This is a genomic window from Acutalibacter sp. JLR.KK004, from assembly GCF_036941085.1.
GTDB lineage: Bacteria > Bacillota > Clostridia > Oscillospirales > Acutalibacteraceae > Acutalibacter.
In genome coordinates, this window is record NZ_JAYMNQ010000001.1 from 2139328 (window position 1) to 2158329 (window position 19002).

Consider the following 19002-nt stretch of genomic DNA (forward strand, 5'->3'; position numbering starts at 1 on the left):
TGCAAACCCGCTGTTTTGTAAACGGATTGTCATCTTTGTAACCATATTGTTGTTTTTGGCCGGAAACGGGGAACGCCGGATGTTGGCCCAGCTTTCCAACAGCTTCTACGCCAGACTGTAATTGGCGGCAAAGTTCTCGTCCCAGTTCTTCTCCAGGGCTTCCCGCCACCTGAGGGCCTTTTCCGTCAGCTCTTTTGTAAGCTCCGGCAGCTCCTCCGCCAGGTTGCGGGTTTCGCCGGGATCGGCTTCCAAATCGGACAGGAACACAGGGGCCTGCACAGGCTCCCCTTCCACCAGCACGCCGTTTAAAACCAGCTTATACCTGCCGTGGCGTACAGCGGTCTGCCCGTCCATTTCCCAGAAAATATCTTCGTGGGGGCTTTCCGCGCCCTGGGTGAGCACCTCCTGCAGAGAAGCGCCGTCCAGGGTGTAGGCTCCCGGATCGCCCCCGGCCCAGCTCAGCAGGGTGGGGAACACATCCATAGCGCCGCAAGGCTCTTTGATAACCTGCCCGGCGGGGATAACCCCGGGCCAGGAGAAGATGCCCGGCACCCGGACGCCCCCCTCAAAGAGGCTGTATTTATGGCCCTTAAAGCCGCCGGTCTGCCCGCCGTAATAGGGGTCGGGGGTGCCGTCCAGCCAGTTGCGGGACTCCCGGGAGGGGCCGTTGTCGCTTTGGAAGAAAATGCAGGTGTTTTCATATTCCCCGCAGCGCTTCAGTTCGTCTAGTATCTCCCCCACGCCGTCGTCCACCGCCGCAATCATGGCGGCCATCACCTGCCTGTCCCAGGGCAGGTGGGAAAAGCGGGCCATATATTTTTCCGGGGCGTGCATGGGGTAATGGGGGGCATTATAACCCACATAGAGGAAGAAAGGCTCCTGCTTCCCCGCGTGGCCCCGGATGCTCTCCACTGCCTTTTCCGTAATAAGCTCTGTCATGTAGCGGCCGTTCTCCCGCACCTCTTTTTCGTTTTCCCACAGGTCGTGGGTGGGGTCGGTGTGGCCGTCTGCCATGCCCCAGTAGAAAATGTGGGAGTAATAATCCACGCACCCGGCCATGAAGCCGTAAAAATCATCAAAGCCGTTCTGGTTGGGGCGGCACTCATCTTTAAGCCCCAGGTGCCATTTGCCCACCAGGGAGGTTTTATATCCCTGGCCCTTTAAGGCCGCGGCAATGGTGGGCACCTTGGGGGTCAGGCCCGAAGCCTTCCTGTGCCCTGCCAGAATGGCCCGCACCCCGGCATTGCCGGGATAGCGGCCTGTGAGCAGGCAGGCCCGGGAAGGGGAGCACACAGGGCTGCCGGAATACCAGTCGGTAAACCGCGCGCCGGAGGCTGCCAGCCCGTCAATGTGAGGGGTGACAAAGTCCTTGCTGCCCATACAGGACAGATCCCCATATCCCTGATCATCTGTCATAATGACAATAAAATTCGGTTTTTTAGCCAAAGCTTCCGTCTCCTTTCAGCGGTAGATGGACACGTCCACCAGGGGGCCGTCCCCCTCTTTGGCGTGCTCATACAAAAAACATTTTACCTGCCTGTCGCCTATCACATAGTTTTCCGGCTTTTCCTTCCGGCAGCGGTCCGTAGCCCTGGGGCAGCGGCTTGCAAAGGGGCACTGCTTCATGTCCCCTGTCAAGTCCGGCAAATCCTCGCTGGCGTGTATCTCCAGCTTTTCCTCCCGGAAAGGCTCCGGGGTGCTGGAAAGCAGCAGGACGGTGTAGGGGTGCAGGGGGCTTTGGATGATATCGTCTGTGCCGCCCTGCTCCACGCAGTTGCCGGCGTACATGACCACCATGCGGTTTGCCATATACCGGGCAGAGGCCAGGTTGTGGGTGATGTAGAGATAGGTGAGGCCTTCCTTTTTCTGTAAGTCCAGCATCAGGTTCATAATGTCAATGCCAATGGACACGTCCAGCATGGAGGTAGGCTCGTCTGCCACCAGGATGGAGGGCTTCACCGCCAGGGCGCGGGCAATGACAATGCGCTGGCGCTGGCCGCCGGAAAGCTGGTTGGGGTGCTTTTCCATGAAGTCAGCGGCAGGGGTGAGGCCTACGGTTTCAAACAGCTCCACCACCCTCTCCCGCACCTGGGCCGTGCTCAGTTCCGGATAGTGCAGCTCCACCGCCCGGCCCACAATGCGGCCCGCCTTATGGGCGGGGTTTAAAGAGCCGAAGGGATCCTGGAAAATCATCTGCACCTCCTTGCGGAAGCGGCTCACATCCTTTTTCCCTGTGTGGCCGGTCACGTCCATGCCGTTTACGGAGATGCTGCCCTCTGTAGGCTCATACACCTTGCACAGCATTTTCGCCATGGTGGACTTCCCGCAGCCGGACTCTCCCACCACCGCCAGGATTTCCCCCTTGCGTATCTCAAAGCTCACATCGTCCACAGCCTTTAGGCTGGCCTTGCCGAAAAGGCCCTGGCGCTTGACGAAATATTTCTTTACATGGTCAAACTTTACCGCCACATTTTCCATTTACCCTACCTCCTTTGTAAGCCTGTGGTAGCAGGCGCAGCTATGCCCGCGCCCCAAATCCTCCAGCGCCGGCGGGGCTGACAGGCAGTCCTCCTGGCGGCGGGTGCAGCGCTCGTAGAACAGGCAGCCCTGGGGCGGGGTGATTAAATCCGGCACGCTGCCGGGGATGCCGCTCAGCTCCTTGCGAGGCCCCACCAAAGAGGGGAAGGCCTGCAAAAGCCCGCTGGTGTAGGGGTGCGCCCCGCCCTGGAGCAGCTCTCCCACAGGGGAGATTTCCGCCATGCGCCCGGCATACATAATGGCAATGCGGTCGCACATTTCCAGCATCAGGGGCAGGTCGTGGGTGATGAACAGCACAGAGAAGCCCATCTTTTCCTTCAGCTCCTGTATCCTGCGGATGATGTTATACTGCACCACCACATCCAGGGCTGTGGTAGGCTCGTCGAAAATCACTAAGTCCGGCTGCAATGCCAGGGCCATGGCGATAACCACCCGCTGGCGCATACCGCCGGAAAGCTCGTGGGGGTATGCCTTAATACGGGCGGGGTCGATATTCACCAGCTTTAAAAGCTCCCCGGCCCGCTCCAGGGCCGCCTTGCGGGGAAGCTTTTCGTGGGCCAGGATGGCGTCCATCAACTGGCTGCCAATGGTGACCACAGGGTTCAGGTTGTTCATGGCGCTTTGCAGCACCATGGAGGATTTTTCCCAGCGGAAGGTGCGCAGCTCCTCCTTGGTAAAGGCCAGCACGTTTTTGCCGTTGAACGCAATGGTTCCGCCTGATATGCGGGCCGCGCCCTTTAAAAGCTGCATGATGGAGAAGGCCACTGTGGATTTCCCGCAGCCGGACTCCCCGGCAAGGCCGAAGAACTCGCCCTTATGGATGTCAAAGCTTACGTCCGTTACGGCCTGCACCTCCCCTCTGTCCGCTGTGTAGCGGACATTGAGATTTTTTACAGACAATACGATTTCCCGGTTTTCCATGGTTTCCATCCTTTCCCCGTCACAGCTTCACGGCGCCGCCCCGGTCGTTTGCGTAGATATCCAGGAACGAGTTGCCGATAAGCATAAAGCTGAAGCCTAAGGTTGCGATGCACAGGCCGGGGGGCAGCATCCACCACCAGGCGTTGTATAAAATGGCGTTGTTGTCAAAGGACACGGAGAGCATCTGACCCCAGCTTATGAGGGAAGGGTCGCCCAGGCCCAAAAAGCTCAGGGTGGCTTCCGTAAGCATGGCGGAGGTTATCACCATCACCATGTTGGCTGTGACCACAGGGATAATGTTGGGCAGGATTTCCCGGAACATGATTTCCAAGGTGCCCATGCCCTGCACCTTTGCCGCGTCCACATATTCCCGGCGGGCCTCCGACAGGGTTTGGGAGCGGATGCTGCGGGCCATCCACAGCCAGTTGAGGCCCCCGATAATGATAATCAGGTTCCAGATGCCCATGCTGGGCAAAAACGCCGCCAGCACAATCATAAAGGCCAGGGTGGGCACCACCAGGAACACGTCTACAATGCGCATCAGCACTTCTCCTGTGCGCCCGCCCTTATAGCCTGCCAGCAGCCCCACGAAAATGCCGATGAAGCTGGTGAGCAGCCCAGCCAGCACGCCTACGGACATGGTGACCTGGGTGCCGTACACCACCTGGGAGAAGATGTCCTGCCCATAGCTGTTCACCCCCAGGGGGTGGGCCAGGGAAGGCTTTTCCCAGGGCATGAAGCTGATATCCTTGGGCTGGTACGGGGCTATCAGGGGGGCAAACACTGCCACCAGGGCGAAGAACAGGAGGATGAAAAGCCCCACCTTGGCCCGGATATTTTTCAAAAGGTATTTTTCCAGCATCAAGTAGCCGTCGGACTTCTGCCTTGCCGCCTTTTCTTTTTTCATAAGTAATCGCCACGCGATACGGAATCCGCACAAAAAGCCATAACGCTATGCCCTTTTGTGCCCGGTACCGTCCTTTCTTTGATATTTTTCACACGCCCGCGCCCCTTTCTCAGTCCAGGGATACCCGGGGGTCTATCAGCGGGTAAATTAAATCCGCCAGGAAGTTGATGGCCACCACGCTCAGGGCAATGATGGCAAAGCAGCCCTGCACCAGGGGATAATCGTGGCTCAGGATGGCGTTCATAATGGTTAGGCCAATGCCGGGATAGGAGAAGATAATCTCTGTGGCGATGGCGCCGCCCACCGCCTGGCCCAGGCTGAGCATCAGCCCGGTGAAGGAAGGGAGCAGGGCGTTGCGCAGGGCATATTTCGTCAGGATTTTGCTGCGCCGCAGCCCCTTTGCCTGGGCCAGCACAATGTAGTCCTCAGAGAACACCTGCAATATGTTGCTGCGCATCATAATCATGCGCCCGGCAAGGGACACAATCACCAGCGACAGCACCGGCAGGCAGGCGTGGTAGGCGATGTTCCCCGCCTTGGCCCAGAAATTGCCAAGCTCTGCCCCGGGGGTCATGGCGTGGCCCATGGGGAACCACCCCAGGTAATACCCCAGGCCCATGACCAGCAGCATGCCCACCCAGAAATAGGGGATGGACTGGATGTAGAAGGACGTGCCTACTGCCAGGTTGTCAAACCAGGATCCCTTTTTCAGGGCCGCCAGGGTCCCGATGATCCAGGCAATCAAAAAGGACAGCAGGGTGGAGATAATGACCACCAGCAGGGTCCAGGGGATGGCCTGGGTGATGATATCGCTGACAGGGATGGGGAAGTTTGTGTAGGACACCCCCAGATCCCCCTGAAAAAGCCCGCCCAGATAGCGCGCATACTGCTCAAAGATGCTCTTGTCCAGGCCGAACTGCTCCCGCACCTGCTGGGCATACTCGGCAGAGCCAAGGGCGCTTTGGGACGCCAGGTATTCCGCCGGGTCGCCGCCCATCATGCGGGGCAGCAGGAAGTTGAAGGTAAGCGCCACCCACAGGGTGAACAAAGCGCTTATAAACCTTTTGCATACATATTTTACCGTGATGCCTTTCAAGCTTTCCTCCTCCTTTTTAAAAGGGAGGATACTCCCAGCTACCAGGAATATCCTCCGCTTTATTTTTTACCTGTATTTATTTTTTCCCAAAAGACTTGCCCGAACCCCTTATAATCAGCCTACGGGCCGCACATTGATAAGGTTGCGGTTGCTCTTGACAGACGCCTCGTAATCCGTCCAGCCTGTAACGGCGGCGCCGTCATAGTAGGGGATGTGTCCGCTGGAGTTATACATGGGCAGGAACACGTAATCCTTTGCCAGCAGATCCTGCATCTGGTAGTAGAGATCCTTCAGCTTTTCCTCGTCCGTCTCGGCGGAAGCCTGCTCCAGAAGGCCGTCCATCTCATCGCTGCGGTAGCGGAAATAGTTCAGGCCGGGGGTGCTCTCGCCGGCGGGGGCGGTCATGGAGGAGTTGAAGCAGCTATTGAGGGCGGCATAGGGGTCGGGCGGGAAGTTGATGCCCATCTGCAAAAGGTCAAACTTGCCGGTCTGGGCCAGGGAGGTCAGCTCGGGCCAGGTGGCCAGTTTGGGGATAATCTCCACGCCCAGGTTCAAAAGCCACTGCTGAATCATGCCGGCTTCCATCTGCTGGGCAGGGGCGCCGGAAGCGTTGTGATAGGTAAAGGACAGCCGCTTGCCGTCTTTCTGGTAGATGCCGTCGTCGCCCTTGGTGTAGCCCGCGTCCTCCAGCACCTTCTGGGCGGCTTCCAGATCAAAGGCCAGGGAGTTTTTGGCTTCCTCGCTTACATAGTCGCCAAAGAGATCCGGCAGCCAGCCGATGCTGGTGGGCAGCACGCCGTTATACTCGCCGCGGGAGATAAGCTCCGGCTGGTTGATGGCCATGGCCATGGCCTTGCGCACGGCCACATCGGAGAGCAGCTCGTTTTCATGGTTTATCAGCACGGAGAAGTTGCCAAGGCCAGCGTAAATATCCATCTGGGCAAATTCCTTGGAGGTGAACTCCGGAATGCTGGACATGGCGATGGTGCCGGTGGTGCAGTCGATTTCCCCGTTTAAGAGGCCCAGGGTGGTGTTGGGAGAGGTGTTGTAGAGCACAATAAGCATTTTGTCCACCTTGGGGGCGCCGTTCCAGTAATCCTTGAAGGCGGTAAGCTCTACGGAGGTGCCCACTGTGTACTTGTCCCAGGCAAAAGGCCCGGTGCCTACAGGGGTTTCGTTAATAAAGTTTTCCGCGTCCTCGTTTTCCCAGATGTGTTTGGGCACAATCTTTACCTTGGTGAGATACCGGGGCAGGGCGGTGAAGGGCTGGCTGCAGGTGAACACAACCTTGTCCCCGTCCGCCTTTACATCGGACAGCTTGTCCCACAGGGCGTACTGGTCGAAGGTGGGCACGTCTTTGAGAATCTGCATGGTGCAGGCCACGTCCTCCGCGGAGAAGGCGGTGCCATCGTGCCATTTCACATCGGGATTTATGGTGAAGGTCAGTTCTGTAAAGCCGTCGTTCCAACTGTATTCCGTGGCAAGGGCCGGCTCCAGCTCGCCCTTCTTCTCGTTAAAGGTGAACAGCGGCTCGTAAAGGATGTCCAGCATGTCCGTAAAGGTGCCGGAGGTGGCAAAGGGGCTTTTGTTGGACATCTGGGTGTCCAGCACGTAAGCGCCCATGCGCAGGGTGCCGCCCGTGGCAGTGCCCTGGGCTTCCGGTTCGCTTTCTTCCGCGGAAGAAGCAGGCTCTTCCGCTTTGGAACTTACGGGGGCTTCCGCTTTGGAGCTTTCCGGTGCGTCTGCCTTGGACGATGCGGACGAGGAGCCGCCTGTGCCGCCGGAGCAGCCGGACAGCGCCAGCAGGAGCGCCAGCACCAGCGCCAGCAGGGCGCTCAGCTTTCTTTTCTTCATGTTCATGCCTCCTAAAAGTTATGTTCGTGTCCCAAGGCCCCGCCCGGTTTGGGAGCGGACGGTCATCCCGAAAGCCGCTTCCCGTGTGTTTTCCCCGCCTGCCGGCGGGGAAAACACGGAAAAGCCTTTTTCAGGCCCGTCCGGTTTGAGGGCTTCGGCCTTGCGCCGTGATTTTATTATAGTTGGTAAGAGGGTATGAAAACATGTAAAATATTCAGGTTCGTTTGCAATTTATTCATATATTCACCAAAACACCCTTTGCTTTGACTTGACTTTTTATATGTTTTTGCTATGATTGGAGTGGTTATAGACCAACTGCCTGCTCAAAATACTTATGGGGGTGAGACTTTGTACCGCATTGTATTGATTGACGACGAGCCATGGAGCGCCGCCGTTTTAAAGGAAAGCATTGACTGGAAGGAACTGGGGTTCTATATAGACAGGCTGTACACAAACCCGATGGAAGCCCTGCGGGCCATCTGCGCCGATCCCCCCGACGTGGTGATTACCGACATCTCCATGCCTGTGCTGGACGGCCTGGAGCTTATCCGCAAGGCCCAGTTTGACGGCTGCACCAGCCGCTTTGTCATCCTCTCCGCCCACCGGAATTTCGACTATGCCAAGGCCGCCCTGCGCCTGGACGTGGTGGACTATTATTTGAAGCCCATCCATCCCGGGGAAATTACCACCCTGTTTTCCTCCATCAAGGCCACCCTGGACGAGGAGCACCATCTGTCCCCCGGCGAAACCCTGCCTGCCGGGCGCTTCGAGGAAATCCTTGCCTATATTGACGCGAACCTCCACCAGCACTTGACTTTGCAATCCATTAGTGATACCTTTTTTCTAAACAGGACGTACATCTGCGCCTTGTTTAAAAAGCACCTGGACGTAACCTTTTCCCAATACCTCACAAGCGCCCGCCTGGAAAAGGCCAAGTTCTACCTGTCCCATACAAACCTCAAGCAGTTGGAAATAGCGGAAAAGGTGGGCTTTAAAGATGAGTTTTATTTCAGCAAGGTTTTTAAAAAAGCGGAAAACATGTCTCCCGGGGTCTACAGGAAGCTGGCGGCCTCCCGCTGGGAAAAGCCCGGCTCCTGACGCGCCCGGCTGCAGAAGCATCCAGAAAAGCCTTCTGCACCTGTTTTTAACGGCCTGCCTGCTGTTTTTATGCCTGCTGGCGGCGGCCTGCTGGTGGTTTGCCTCCTCACAGCGCAAGGCCCTGGAGGAGCATCTGGGCGCAACCCTGACCATTATGGGGGAAAACATTGACGAATACTTTATGTCCCTGGAAAAGCTGGGCTTCGGCGTTTCCTCCAACTGGTCGGTTATCAATGTCTACTCCGGGGAAGATCCGACGGAAGTGGGCAGCGCTGTGGCAAACTCCCACCAGCTCATGTCCCTGCTGTGCAGCATTGAAACCTCCATTGCAGACGTGATGATTGTGGACATCAACGGCCTGGGGAAAAGCTATTTTTCCGGGGTGGACTACAATATCATCTCGGAGATCACTTCCCAGGAGGAGCTGCACGACCCTTATGCCCTGGAGCGCAGCTTCCATTTCTTCCCGCCGGAAAGCCAGTGGAGCAATGTGTACTTTGTATACAGCGTGCCTATCTTAAACCTGAATTCCTGGCCCGGCGACTCCCAGAAGGTAGCCACAGGCCTGCTGCTGTGCAACAAAAGCAGGATTTCCCGGCTGCTGATGACAGACACCGCCCTTTCTTATGAATATTTCGCCCTGTACCAGGGGGATGACTGCGTTTTCAGCAGCTCCCCCGTCCCGCCGGAGCCTGGGCCAAACACCCTCATCCAGGAAATCCCCCTGGCCCGGGGCGGGCTGACCCTCCGGGGGGCCGCCACCCTGGGGCAGGTTCAGGGCGGCTCCGGCCTGATGCTGCTGTTCGGGGGCTGCTGCTTTTTGGCAGTCACCCTGTTCCTCATCCTCCTCGTTCAGTTCACCAGGCGCTATATCCTGCGCCCCATTTCCGGCACCATTTCCCAGCTTGCAGGATACCAGGGGGAAAACCTTTCCGAGCATATCGCCTATTCCGGCGTGGGGGAAATTGACGCTATCATTGTGGATATCAACCGGATGATCGACAAAATCAAGTGCGCCACCCGGCAGATCCTCTTGACCCAGAACACCCTGTATGAAACGGAGCTGCGCACCAAGGAGGCGGAGCTTTACGCCCTGCAAAGCCAGGTGAATCCCCATTTCCTCTACAACACCCTCCAGTGCATCTGCGGCCTTGCCGCCATGGGGCGCACCCGGGATATCCAGGAGATTGCCCTGGCCATGTCCGATGTGTTTAAATATTCCATCCACCCCGGCACCTTTGTGGACTGCGCCGAGGAGGTGGGCATTATCTGCCAGTATTTGTCTATTTATAAAATCCGGTATGACGGGAAGCTGGACTATGAGCTGAACATTGAGGAACCGCTTTTAGACTGCCGCATCCTGAAAATGATCATCCAGCCCACTGTGGAAAACGCCATGCTCCACGCCTACAACGGCACAGACAAGCGGCCTGCCATCCGCATTTACGGGCGCAGGGAGGATGGGGAGCTGGTGTTCAACATCATCGACAATGGCGCGGGGATTCCCCGGGAGAAGCTGCAGAAAATCCAGGAAAACCTGGGCCGCAGCTTTTCCGAGTCCATTCAGGAGGCCTCTCCCTTTGGCCTGGGGCTTTATAACATCAACCGCCGCATTAAGCTGGTATATGGGGAAAGCTATGGCATCAGCCTGTTCAGCAACCCCAACGGCACCCAGGTGGACATCCGCATCCCTGCCGCGCCCCCGGAATATCCTGCCCTGCCGGAGCAGGAAGAACTATAAGAACCCAGAAAGGAATGTTATGCCATGCCATCCCTCAGCCTGCTGATAAAGCCCGCCTCCGGCGGCTGCAACGTCCGGTGCCGGTACTGCTTCTATGCCGACGAGCAGCAGAACCGCGGCACCTATTCCTACGGGCTTATGTCCGAGGAAACCCTGGAAACCCTCATCCAAAAGGCCCTTTCCTATGCCACCCAGAACTGCTCCTTCGGCTTCCAGGGAGGCGAGCCTACCCTGCGGGGCCTGGAATTCTTTCAAAAAGCTGTGGCCCTGCAAAAAAAATATAATATCCATGGCACCCAGGTGGCAAACGCCATCCAGACAAACGGCCTGCTCATAGATGAAAGCTGGGCGCGGTTTTTCCACAACAACCATTTCCTTGTGGGCCTTTCCTTAGACGGCACCAAGGACATACACGATGAAAACCGCCTGGATCCAGAAGGGAAGGGCACCTACAGCCGGGTGCTGCGGGCTGCCCAAATCCTCACAGCCCACCAGGCAGACTTTAACATCCTCACAGTGGTGACAGGGAAAACAGCCCACTCCATCACGAAAATCTACAATTTCTTCCGCCGCAGCGGCCTGCTGTACCAGCAGTATATCCCCTGCCTGGATCCCCTGGGGGCTCCCCGGGGCGCATCCCCTTATTCCCTCACCCCGGCCCAGTATGGGAAATTCCTGAAAACCCTTTTCGATCTCTGGTACAGGGATGTGACGGCCGGGAACTTTATCTACATCCGGTATTTTGAAAACCTTGTGGGCATGCTGCTGGGCCGCCCTCCGGAAAGCTGCGGCCTTTCAGGCCAGTGTACGGTGCAGCACGTGGTGGAGGCGGACGGCTCTGTATACCCCTGCGATTTTTACTGCCTGGATCAGTGGAAGCTGGGCACTGTGCAGGAGGATGGTTTCCCTGCCCTCTCCCAAAAGGAAAAGGCCCTGGCGTTTATCTCCTCCTCCAAAAGCCTGACAGACGCCTGCCGGGACTGCCCCTATTTCTTCCTCTGCCGGGGCGGGTGCCGCCGGGACAGGGAGCCGCTCCAAGGGGGCGGGACGCAGGAAAACTATTTCTGCCCTGCCTATAAGGCATTTTTTACCTATGCCCTGCCCCGCCTGCAGGAAATAGCGCGGGTGCTGGGCCGGGCGCAAAGGGGGAGCTTCTTATGACAGCCTTTATCATGTTCGCTGTGTGCCTGCTGGCCTCCTGCGTAGGGGCGGTGGCCGGATACGGCGGCGGGGTTATCATCAAGCCCGTGCTGGACGCCCTGCACATCCTGCCTGTTTCCACTATCAGCTTCCTGTCAGGCTGCACGGTGCTGTGCATGTCCGCGGCTTCCCTGCTGCGCAGCCGGGGAAACGGGGTGAAGCTGCGCATTGCCACCACAGCCCCTCTGGCAGTGGGCGCGGCGGCAGGCGGGCTGCTGGGCAAGTGGCTGTTCGAGCTGGTGAAAGCCCGTTCCAACGAAGCCATTTTGGGCACTGTGCAATCCCTGGTGCTGCTGATAACCACGGTACTGGTGTTTTTCTACACCCTGAAAAAGGACAAGCTCCCTTCTTATCATTTGAAAGGCACAGGAGCGTGCCTGTTTGCCGGGGGGATGCTGGGGGTGGTGTCTGCCTTTCTGGGCATTGGGGGCGGGCCGCTGAACATGGCCTTGCTGTTTTTCTGCTTCTCCATGGAAGCCAAGGAGGCCGCGAAAAACTCCATTTTCATCATCATGCTTTCCCAGATTGCCAGCCTGCTCAGCGCCATTGCCCAGGGAAACGTGCCGGTGTTTTCCTGGCCCCAACTGGTGCTGATGGCCCTGGGCGGCGTGGGCGGCGCGCTGCTGGGGGCAGAGCTTGCCAAAAGGATGGACAACAAAGCCGTGGAAAAGCTGCTGCTGGCCCTGATGCTGGTGATTATCCTGATTAACGTCTACAATGTGGGGGCCTATGGCGTGGAGGCCTTGCGGCCGTGATGTCGGCGCAGCGTGAAGGAATTGCGGCTATGGTGACAGATTCCCCTGCATTTCAGCGGTGTATCGTTAACGCAGTTCAAAAGAGGCAGAATACTTCTTTTGAACCAGGCGGCTCAGCCGCTCAACTTGAAAATTGGGATGTACCGATTTTCAAGTGCGTTTACTTTATTTCAAATTACAGGATTTTCTGTCTTAACAGCAAGACCCCCCTGCTATTTTCCAGGGGGGTCTGTAATTTTCTTCTTAGAACCTGTGTGCATAATCGAAATAGCCTTGATTGGCTCCCAAAAGAACGCTTAGGCGGCGGTTACTGGTTGTGAATACAGGTTCGTATACCAACATACTTGCCCACCAGGGAATAACCGCTGCCCGATTTCCCGGAAGCTTTACAGCCTCTCTGCTTCTTCCAGCCAGAGGGCGGCGCAGGCGTCGCTGGGCATCCGAAAGTCTCCCCGGGGGGACAGGGTGACAGAGCCAACCTTTGGCCCGTCCGGCAGGCAGGAACGCTTAAACTGCTGGGAGAAAAACCGGCGGTAGAAAGAGACAAGCCACTTCTTGATAACAGCGGGGCTGTATTCCCCCTGGAAAGCCCGGCAGGCCATCCTATAAATTTTCCCGGGGCAAAAGCCATAGCGCAGGATGTAGAAAAGGAAAAAGTCGTGCAGCTCATAAGGCCCTACCAGCTCTTCCGTTTTCTGGGCGATTTCCCCGTCCTTGGGAGGCAGCAGCTCTGGGCTTACCGGGGTGTCCAGCACGTCCAGCAGGGCCTTTTGCAGGCGCTTCCCGCTTTCCGTCTCCGGGCAGTGCTCCGCCTCGTGGCGCACCAGATGGCGCACCAGGGTTTTGGGAATGGAACCATTCACGCCGTACATGGACATGTGGTCGCCATTGTAGGTGGCCCAGCCCAGGGCAAGCTCGGACAAATCCCCTGTGCCAATCACCAGCGCCCCCCGCTGGTTGGCTAAATCCATCAGCACCTGGGTGCGCTCCCGGGCCTGGGCATTTTCAAAGGTAACGTCCAGGGTTTCCGGGTTCTGCCCGATGTCCGCAAAGTGCTGGGAAACCGCCTTCTCAATGCTGATTTCCCGGAACTCCACCTCCAGCTCCTCGGCAATGCGCTGGGCATTGCTTTTGGTGCGGCCTGTGGTGCCAAAGCAGGGCATGGACACCGCCAGAATCCCCTTGCGGTCAAGGCCCAGGCTGTCAAAGGCCCGGACGCACACCAGCAGGGCCAGGGTGGAATCCAGGCCCCCGGAAAGGCCCACTACCACCTTGCTGCCATGGATGTGGGAAAGCCGGGTGGCAAGGCCCTGGCTCTGCATAGTGAGAATCAGCCGGCAGCGGTCGGAAAGCCATGCCTTGTCCTCAGGCACAAAGGGGAACCGGGAGAAATCCCGCCGGGGCACAAAGCTTTCCAGGGTTTCCGCCTTATAGGCAAAGGGGATGCGCAGGATATCGCCGTCCCGCCGGGGCTGCCAGGTATTCATCCGCAGCCGCTCCTGCAAAAGGCGCTCCAGGTCAATTTCCCCTATAACCAGCCCTCTGGAAAACAGGCTGCTTTCCTGTAACACAGTGCCGTTTTCCGCAAGGATGTCATGCCCCGCGAACACCATGTCCGTGGTGGATTCCCCCGGCCCCGCGTCCGCGTATACATAGGCCCCCAGCAGATGGCCCGACCACATTTTCACTAAATCCCGGCGGTATTCCGCCTTGCCAATGGTTTCGTCGCTGCAGGAGAGGTTGAAAAGCAGGGTGGCGCCGTTTTGGGCCAGCTTGGCGCTGGGCGGCGCAGCGCCCCACAAGTCCTCGCAGATTTCCCCGGCCACGCACAGCCCCTCCACGTTCTCGCAGGGGAACAGAAGCCCCTTGCCCAGCACAGTCTGCTGTCCGGCAAAAACCACCTCCCTGGGCGGGCAGGCAGGGGTGAAATACCGCATTTCGTAAAACTCGCTGTAATTGGGAATGCTCTCCTTGGCAATAAGCCCCAAAAGCCTGCCCCGGTGGAACACAGCCCCGCAGTTATACAAAGCGCCCTCCAGGGCCACAGGCACCCCCACGGCGCAGAGGATGTCCAACTCCCTTGTGTCCTCCAGCAGGCGGACAAGGCCACGCTCTGCCGCTGCCAGAAGGGTGCGCTCCCGGAAAAGATCGCCGCAGGTATATCCTGTGAGGGAAAGCTCCGGGAAGCACACAGCCCCGCAGCCCTCCCCCGCCGCTTTTCCAATCAGCTCCAAAATGCCCTGCCTGTTAAAGCCCACGTCTGCAATCTGCACAGCCGGGGTGGCGACCGCCACCCGGAAAAATCCATCTTTCATCTTCATTGCCACTGGATACAGGGTGCCTGCAAAGCAGCCTTTTCTGTCCTGTACCGCTCCTTTCTTCCTATATTCACAGGGGTATCCCCCCGCCGCCCGGGCGAGGGGATACCTTCCTTCTTCTGCCGTTCTTGTACGGAAAGCCCCGGGCTTTTGCAATACGCGCTAATCCAAGAATCCCTGGGGCACGCCGCTGCCCTCTCCTGACCCGCCTTCAGGGGGCTGGGACACAGGCGGCTCCGGGTTAAAGCTGGGCACAGGATCCGGCGTAACCGGGGGCGGGGTTACCGGAGGAGGCGTGACAGGAGGCGGGGTTACCGGAGGAGGCGTAGGCTCGCTGGGCTTAACGCTGGGCGTGGGGCTGGGAGAAACAGAGGGCTTGGGAGAGGGCGAGGGCGAGGGCAGGGTATTGCCCTCCTCCTTGCCGGTGTCTATCTTGCTGGTGTCTGTGCCCTCCCCAATGATGAACACCTTGCCTGTAGGCGGATAGTAGGAAGAGGGCAGTTCTTCTGTGCGCACAGTGGCGTCGCCCTTCAGGAACGTGCGGTATGCCTTGGCGGAATAGCCGTTGTTCCCGGAGGTCTTGCGCTTATAGGCCCCCTTGGCAAGGCCCGCGTCCACCACAAAGCTTACCTCGGAAAGAGGGCCGGAAGAGCCGGTCTGCTCAGAGGAAACGCTGATTTTATCCCACTCCTTGGGGAACACCCCGAAGAAGCTTACGTGGAGATCCACATTGTCCATCCAGGCGGCAATATACACCGGGGCGTCCAGGGGGTTTTTAAATTTAAAGTCAATGTTCCCATAGTCCACCGTAGCGTCCAGGCCAATGGGACAGTAGGAAGAGGGCATGCTGTGGCATTCCCGGGCCGTAATTTCCATGCCCGCCAGCAGCGCGGCATTATACAGGGTGGTGGAACCCTGGCAGATGCCGCCGCCATACATCTGCACCAGCACCCCGCCGTTAATGCCTCCGGCAGGCAGCCACCCCCGGGATGGGTCTGTGCTGTCGCCCAGGGCTGTGTTGTAGGAAAATTCCTGCTCCGGCTCCAAAACCGTGCCGTTTATGTGGGAAAGGGCCAGGCGCATGTTGCTGTTGCCGTTTTCCGTGTTGGTGGAGGTGGTGGAATAGGTGGAAAGGAGCTTAAAGTTTTCGTTTAAATAGCTTTGGGTCAGCTTGGGCTTTGTCTCCAGGAACGCCGCCTGGATATCCCCGTCATGCTTCTGGGAGAGAAGCTGCCGCACGCTTTTCAGGGTGGCGGCCATGTCCACCCTGACGCCGGCCTGCTCCTGGGTGAAGGAGAACTTTTCCCCGTTATAGCTTTCCACTGTGGCGTCCTTGGCCTCTACATAGCAGGTTTTTGCCGCGTCCTCCAGCTTCTGCCTGCCGCTGGGGGACAAATCCGCCACATAGGGCAGGGCATATTCCTGGGGGCTGCGGTTTTCCAAAAGCTTTGGCAGCTCTTTTTCCAGCACGTCCTGGATAACGAAATCCCCCTTTTGCAGCAGGATGGTGTCATCCTTGAACTTCACGCTGATTTCCAGGCTGTTCACCGCCTCCTCCAGGGCTTTCTTCGAGATATCCAGGGCCTCGTCCAGGGTTTTCCCGCCAATATTCCGCCCGCCCATGGTGGTGCCCGCCGGGAACAGGGAGGCGTCCTCCGCCGCTGAGGAAAGCAGGGAAGAAGTATCCTCCTCCGGCTTGGAACAGGCCCCCAGCCCTGTAATCAAAAGCAGGGAGGCCGCCCCGGCCACCACCGCGTACTTCCAAAAATGCTTCATGCTTTTACCATCCTCTCTGCCGGCCTGCGCCGTGCCTTTTTACCGTTTTATCGTCCTGCCGCTCCCCTGCGTTAGCTTCCCACGCTTCCAAACAAGGCTTCCAAAGAAAACCCTTCCATTCCCATGCCCGCAGAGGGCTTTTGCTGCGTGAGAGCGGCTTTCCCGCTTTTCGCATTTGCGCCGGGCAGCGCAAGCGCCATTCTTATTATACCGTCTGCCCGGGGAAAAGTAAACGGGGAAATGGTTTCAATTTGATTAAAAAACTGGAATTTTTTCGGGGTGTATGTTACAATGTTTGTAATAAATTTTCAGGGCTTGTTTTGAAAACAGAGGAAGTGACGGATTTTGCGCAGGGCAAGGCGGCTGAACCCCAGGCGCCCAAGGGGCCAGAAGATGGCGCCCGCGCTTTTTCAAAAGGAAGCCTTAACTTTTGCGAGGGATATAAAACTATGAAAATCATGCTCTTAACGGCTGCTACCGGCGGGGGCCACATCCGCACGGCAAACGCCATAGAACAGTACATCCGGGACAACACCCCTTATGATGTTACCATCGTGGACACCTTGAAGGCCGTAGGCCGCCTGCTGGACAAGACGGTGTGCGACAGCTACCTGTTTATGGCCAAAAAGGCCCCGGCCCTTTTCGGCCACCTTTACAAGCGCACCAACAAGAACAGCCGTTTTTCCGACCTGGTGCCAAAGCTCAGCGGCCTGTTCAGCCGCCTGCTTTACCCCGCCATTGAGGCCTATGGGCCAGACGCCATCATCACCACCCACCCCTTTGCCACAGAAATGGCGGCAGCCCTGAAGGCAGACGGCCTTGTGAAGGCCCCCCTCATCTGCATCATCACCGATTACGGCGCACACCGGGCCTATATCGCCAAAGAGGTGGACGCCTATGTGGTGGCAGGCAGCCACATGCTGCCGGAGCTTGCCGCTTTCGGCGTGCCGGAGGAAAAGGTATATCCCTTTGGCATCCCGGTACACGGGGTGTTCTTTGACAAAAGCGACCAGGCCATGCTGCTGCGCCAGCTAAACCTCAGCCCGGAAACACCCACCCTGCTGTTTATGGCAGGCAGCTTCGGGGTGAACAACATCATCCGGCTGTACCGGGAGCTGGTTGCCACCAGCGTGCCCATGCAGATTATCGTTATCACCGGGCGCAACAAGAAGCTTTACGAGGCCTTTGAAAAAGAGGTTGCCCAGGAAAGCCAGGTGCCCACCCGCCTGCTGTATTTTACAGACGAAGTGGAGAAATACATGCACGCCGCCGACCTGCTGGTGACAAAGCCCGGGGGCCTCACTGTCTCCGAGGCTTTAGCCTGCAACCTGCCCATGGCTGTGTTCGACGCCATCCCCGGCCAGGAGGAGGACAACGCCAACTTCCTCCTCACCCACGACATGTGCGTGCGGGTGCAGAAGGACGGGGACTTTGCCGGGGAAATCTCCGCCCTGCTCCAGGAAAAGCAGCGGCTTTCCGCCATGCGGGAAAACTGCCGGGAGTTTGACAAGTCCCAGTCCATCCCAAACCTCCTGGCCCTGATAGAGCGTCTGGCAGGGCAGGAAACAGGCCAGTGAGGAGGACAGGCTATGGCTTTCACCCAGGAGGACTACCAGAAAGTGCTGCAGGAGCTTGCCGCCCAGGCAGACCCCCAGTATAAAGCGTTTCACGAGGGCCTTATCCCTGGCAGACAGATGGCTTACGGGGTGCGGGTGCCCGTCATGCGGGCCATTGCCAAAAAAATCACCAAAGGCGACCCCCTGGGCTTTTTAGCGGCAAGCCTTCCGGCCTCTTATGAAGAGTGCATGGTGCGGGGGATGGTTATCGCGGGCATGAAGCTGCCCATGGAGGGGCGCCTGCCCCTGGTGGAAGGTTTCCTGCCCCTCATTGACAACTGGGCTGTGTGCGACTGCTTCTGTAGCTCTTTTAAGCTGAAAAAGCCGGAGGAACGGGAGGCCATGTGGCAGTTTCTGCTGCCCCTGTTCCAGTCGGAGGAGGAGTTTTCCGCCCGCTTTGCTGTGGTGATGTTTCTCTCCCACTTTGCCGCAGAGGACAAAATCGCGGAGGGCCTGTCCCTGCTGGAGGGCATGGGCCAGCCCCAGTATTACGTCCGCATGGCAGTGGCCTGGGCGGTGTCGGTGTGTTATGTAAAGTTCCCCGCCGAAACCCTGCCCCTTTTGGCCCGCCGCACCCTGCCCCCCTTCACCCAGAACAAAAGCATCCAGAAAATCCGGGAATCTTACCGGGTGCCCCGGGAGGACAAGGACATGCTGCTGGCCTATAAGCTGCCCCTCCCCCCTTCCGTCCATTAGACGCAGAAGGACAGGCTTTGGCAACAGGCTTTCTAAAAAAGTTTTATCTGAATCGCTATGTAGAGGCCCGGGGATTTTGTGTCCCCGGGCCAAGAGCCAGTGTTTTATTCAGCAGCTTCGCTGTCCGGGCGGCTGCTGATGTCCTTTGTGGACTCCATGCTGCTGTCCGCCCTGCTGGAGCTGTCCGGATCCACTGCTTCCTCCAGCTTGGAGCCTGCCTTGCTGGCAGTGCTGCTGATAGCGTTGCCGGCCTTGGACACAGCGCTGGAAACGTCGCTGCCCACCTTGCCGTTGCCGCAGGCTGTAAGGCTTACGGCCAGAAGGGCGCACAGCGCAAGCACCCCCAGGCTTTTCCTGTTCATAGCTTTCATGGTTATGACCCTTTCTGTACAAAATAGAGTTTTGAAACACTCTATAGCCTGCCCCGGCCAGACAGGGATTATGCGGGCAGGAAAAAAATTTTTACAAATTGATAGAATCCTTTAA

The 19002-nt window shown here is 57.9% G+C and carries 15 protein-coding genes; 6 read left to right on the plus strand and 9 right to left on the minus strand.

Going from position 1 to position 19002, the window contains the following annotated elements:
- Nucleotides 1-105 precede the first annotated feature (105 nt).
- The 6 genes from VSQ30_RS11630 to VSQ30_RS11655 form a co-directional block, all read right to left on the minus strand.
- Nucleotides 106-1446 (minus strand): sulfatase family protein, encoded by a 1341-nt coding sequence (locus VSQ30_RS11630; protein WP_334464201.1) that lies wholly within the window; start codon nt 1444-1446, stop codon nt 106-108.
- 15 nt (nt 1447-1461) lie between these two features.
- Entirely contained in the window at nt 1462-2478 is a 1017-nt protein-coding gene (locus tag VSQ30_RS11635) for an ABC transporter ATP-binding protein (protein ID WP_334464202.1), read from the minus strand.
- Nucleotides 2479-3459: an ABC transporter ATP-binding protein gene (locus VSQ30_RS11640; protein ID WP_334464203.1), complete on the minus strand. Its 981-nt coding sequence runs from the start codon at nt 3457-3459 to the stop codon at nt 2479-2481.
- Between the two features lie 19 nt (nt 3460-3478).
- Complete coding sequence (locus VSQ30_RS11645; RefSeq protein ID WP_334464205.1) at nt 3479-4366, minus strand: ABC transporter permease; 888 nt, start codon at nt 4364-4366, stop codon at nt 3479-3481.
- 109 nt (nt 4367-4475) lie between these two features.
- Complete coding sequence (locus tag VSQ30_RS11650; protein WP_160642751.1) at nt 4476-5462, minus strand: ABC transporter permease; 987 nt, start codon at nt 5460-5462, stop codon at nt 4476-4478.
- 114 nt (nt 5463-5576) lie between these two features.
- Nucleotides 5577-7316 (minus strand): ABC transporter substrate-binding protein, encoded by a 1740-nt coding sequence (locus VSQ30_RS11655; RefSeq protein WP_334464207.1) that lies wholly within the window; start codon nt 7314-7316, stop codon nt 5577-5579.
- A gap of 348 nt (nt 7317-7664) precedes the next feature.
- Here VSQ30_RS11655 and VSQ30_RS11660 point away from each other — a divergent pair, with 348 nt between their 5' ends.
- From VSQ30_RS11660 to VSQ30_RS11675, 4 genes are read left to right on the plus strand one after another with little or no spacing between them, the layout of a single operon-like run.
- Complete coding sequence (locus VSQ30_RS11660) at nt 7665-8414, plus strand: response regulator transcription factor (RefSeq protein WP_334464209.1); 750 nt, start codon at nt 7665-7667, stop codon at nt 8412-8414.
- Nucleotides 8314-10155 carry a sensor histidine kinase gene (locus tag VSQ30_RS11665; protein WP_334464210.1) on the plus strand — a complete coding sequence of 614 codons (1842 nt, stop codon included), beginning with the start codon at nt 8314-8316 and terminating at the stop codon, nt 10153-10155. Before VSQ30_RS11660 ends, VSQ30_RS11665 begins: the two co-directional genes overlap by 101 nt.
- Nucleotides 10156-10179: 24 nt before the next feature.
- Nucleotides 10180-11316 (plus strand): anaerobic sulfatase maturase, encoded by a 1137-nt coding sequence (locus tag VSQ30_RS11670; protein WP_334464212.1) that lies wholly within the window; start codon nt 10180-10182, stop codon nt 11314-11316.
- Nucleotides 11313-12110, plus strand: coding sequence for a sulfite exporter TauE/SafE family protein (locus VSQ30_RS11675; RefSeq protein WP_334464213.1), 798 nt, complete (start codon nt 11313-11315; stop codon nt 12108-12110). Before VSQ30_RS11670 ends, VSQ30_RS11675 begins: the two co-directional genes overlap by 4 nt.
- 386 nt (nt 12111-12496) lie before the next feature.
- On the opposite strand, the gene VSQ30_RS11680 is transcribed toward VSQ30_RS11675, so the two are convergent.
- Together VSQ30_RS11680 and VSQ30_RS11685 are read right to left on the minus strand one after the other, a co-directional pair.
- Nucleotides 12497-14425, minus strand: coding sequence for an NAD(+) synthase (locus VSQ30_RS11680; RefSeq protein WP_334464214.1), 1929 nt, complete (start codon nt 14423-14425; stop codon nt 12497-12499).
- A gap of 165 nt (nt 14426-14590) precedes the next feature.
- Nucleotides 14591-16204, minus strand: coding sequence for a VanW family protein (locus VSQ30_RS11685; protein ID WP_334464216.1), 1614 nt, complete (start codon nt 16202-16204; stop codon nt 14591-14593).
- Between the two features lie 449 nt (nt 16205-16653).
- Here VSQ30_RS11685 and VSQ30_RS11690 point away from each other — a divergent pair, with 449 nt between their 5' ends.
- The gene (locus VSQ30_RS11690; protein ID WP_334464218.1) at nt 16654-17781 is read left to right on the plus strand and encodes an MGDG synthase family glycosyltransferase; all 1128 of its coding nucleotides are present in this window, start codon (nt 16654-16656) and stop codon (nt 17779-17781) included.
- Nucleotides 17782-17793: 12 nt separating this feature from the next.
- Nucleotides 17794-18516, plus strand: a complete 723-nt coding sequence (locus VSQ30_RS11695; protein ID WP_334464220.1) for a DNA alkylation repair protein — start codon at nt 17794-17796, stop codon at nt 18514-18516.
- Nucleotides 18517-18620: 104 nt separating this feature from the next.
- Here VSQ30_RS11695 and VSQ30_RS11700 read toward each other — a convergent pair whose 3' ends face one another.
- Nucleotides 18621-18887 (minus strand): hypothetical protein, encoded by a 267-nt coding sequence (locus tag VSQ30_RS11700; RefSeq protein WP_334464222.1) that lies wholly within the window; start codon nt 18885-18887, stop codon nt 18621-18623.
- Nucleotides 18888-19002 lie beyond the last annotated feature (115 nt).

What these genes read in the sequence shown, in the direction of transcription:
- VSQ30_RS11675 (WP_334464213.1), top strand. Translation starts at nt 11,313, where the DNA reads ATGACAGCCTTTATCATGTTCGCTGTGTGCCTGCTGGCCTCCTGCGTA.
- VSQ30_RS11700 (WP_334464222.1), bottom strand. Translation starts at nt 18,887, where the DNA reads ATGAAAGCTATGAACAGGAAAAGCCTGGGGGTGCTTGCGCTGTGCGCC.
- VSQ30_RS11645 (WP_334464205.1), bottom strand. Translation starts at nt 4,366, where the DNA reads ATGAAAAAAGAAAAGGCGGCAAGGCAGAAGTCCGACGGCTACTTGATG.
- VSQ30_RS11655 (WP_334464207.1), bottom strand. Translation starts at nt 7,316, where the DNA reads ATGAAGAAAAGAAAGCTGAGCGCCCTGCTGGCGCTGGTGCTGGCGCTC.
- VSQ30_RS11640 (WP_334464203.1), bottom strand. Translation starts at nt 3,459, where the DNA reads ATGGAAAACCGGGAAATCGTATTGTCTGTAAAAAATCTCAATGTCCGC.
- VSQ30_RS11680 (WP_334464214.1), bottom strand. Translation starts at nt 14,425, where the DNA reads ATGAAAGATGGATTTTTCCGGGTGGCGGTCGCCACCCCGGCTGTGCAG.
- VSQ30_RS11695 (WP_334464220.1), top strand. Translation starts at nt 17,794, where the DNA reads ATGGCTTTCACCCAGGAGGACTACCAGAAAGTGCTGCAGGAGCTTGCC.
- VSQ30_RS11635 (WP_334464202.1), bottom strand. Translation starts at nt 2,478, where the DNA reads ATGGAAAATGTGGCGGTAAAGTTTGACCATGTAAAGAAATATTTCGTC.
- VSQ30_RS11685 (WP_334464216.1), bottom strand. Translation starts at nt 16,204, where the DNA reads ATGAAGCATTTTTGGAAGTACGCGGTGGTGGCCGGGGCGGCCTCCCTG.
- VSQ30_RS11665 (WP_334464210.1), top strand. Translation starts at nt 8,314, where the DNA reads ATGAGTTTTATTTCAGCAAGGTTTTTAAAAAAGCGGAAAACATGTCTC.
- VSQ30_RS11690 (WP_334464218.1), top strand. Translation starts at nt 16,654, where the DNA reads ATGAAAATCATGCTCTTAACGGCTGCTACCGGCGGGGGCCACATCCGC.
- VSQ30_RS11670 (WP_334464212.1), top strand. Translation starts at nt 10,180, where the DNA reads ATGCCATCCCTCAGCCTGCTGATAAAGCCCGCCTCCGGCGGCTGCAAC.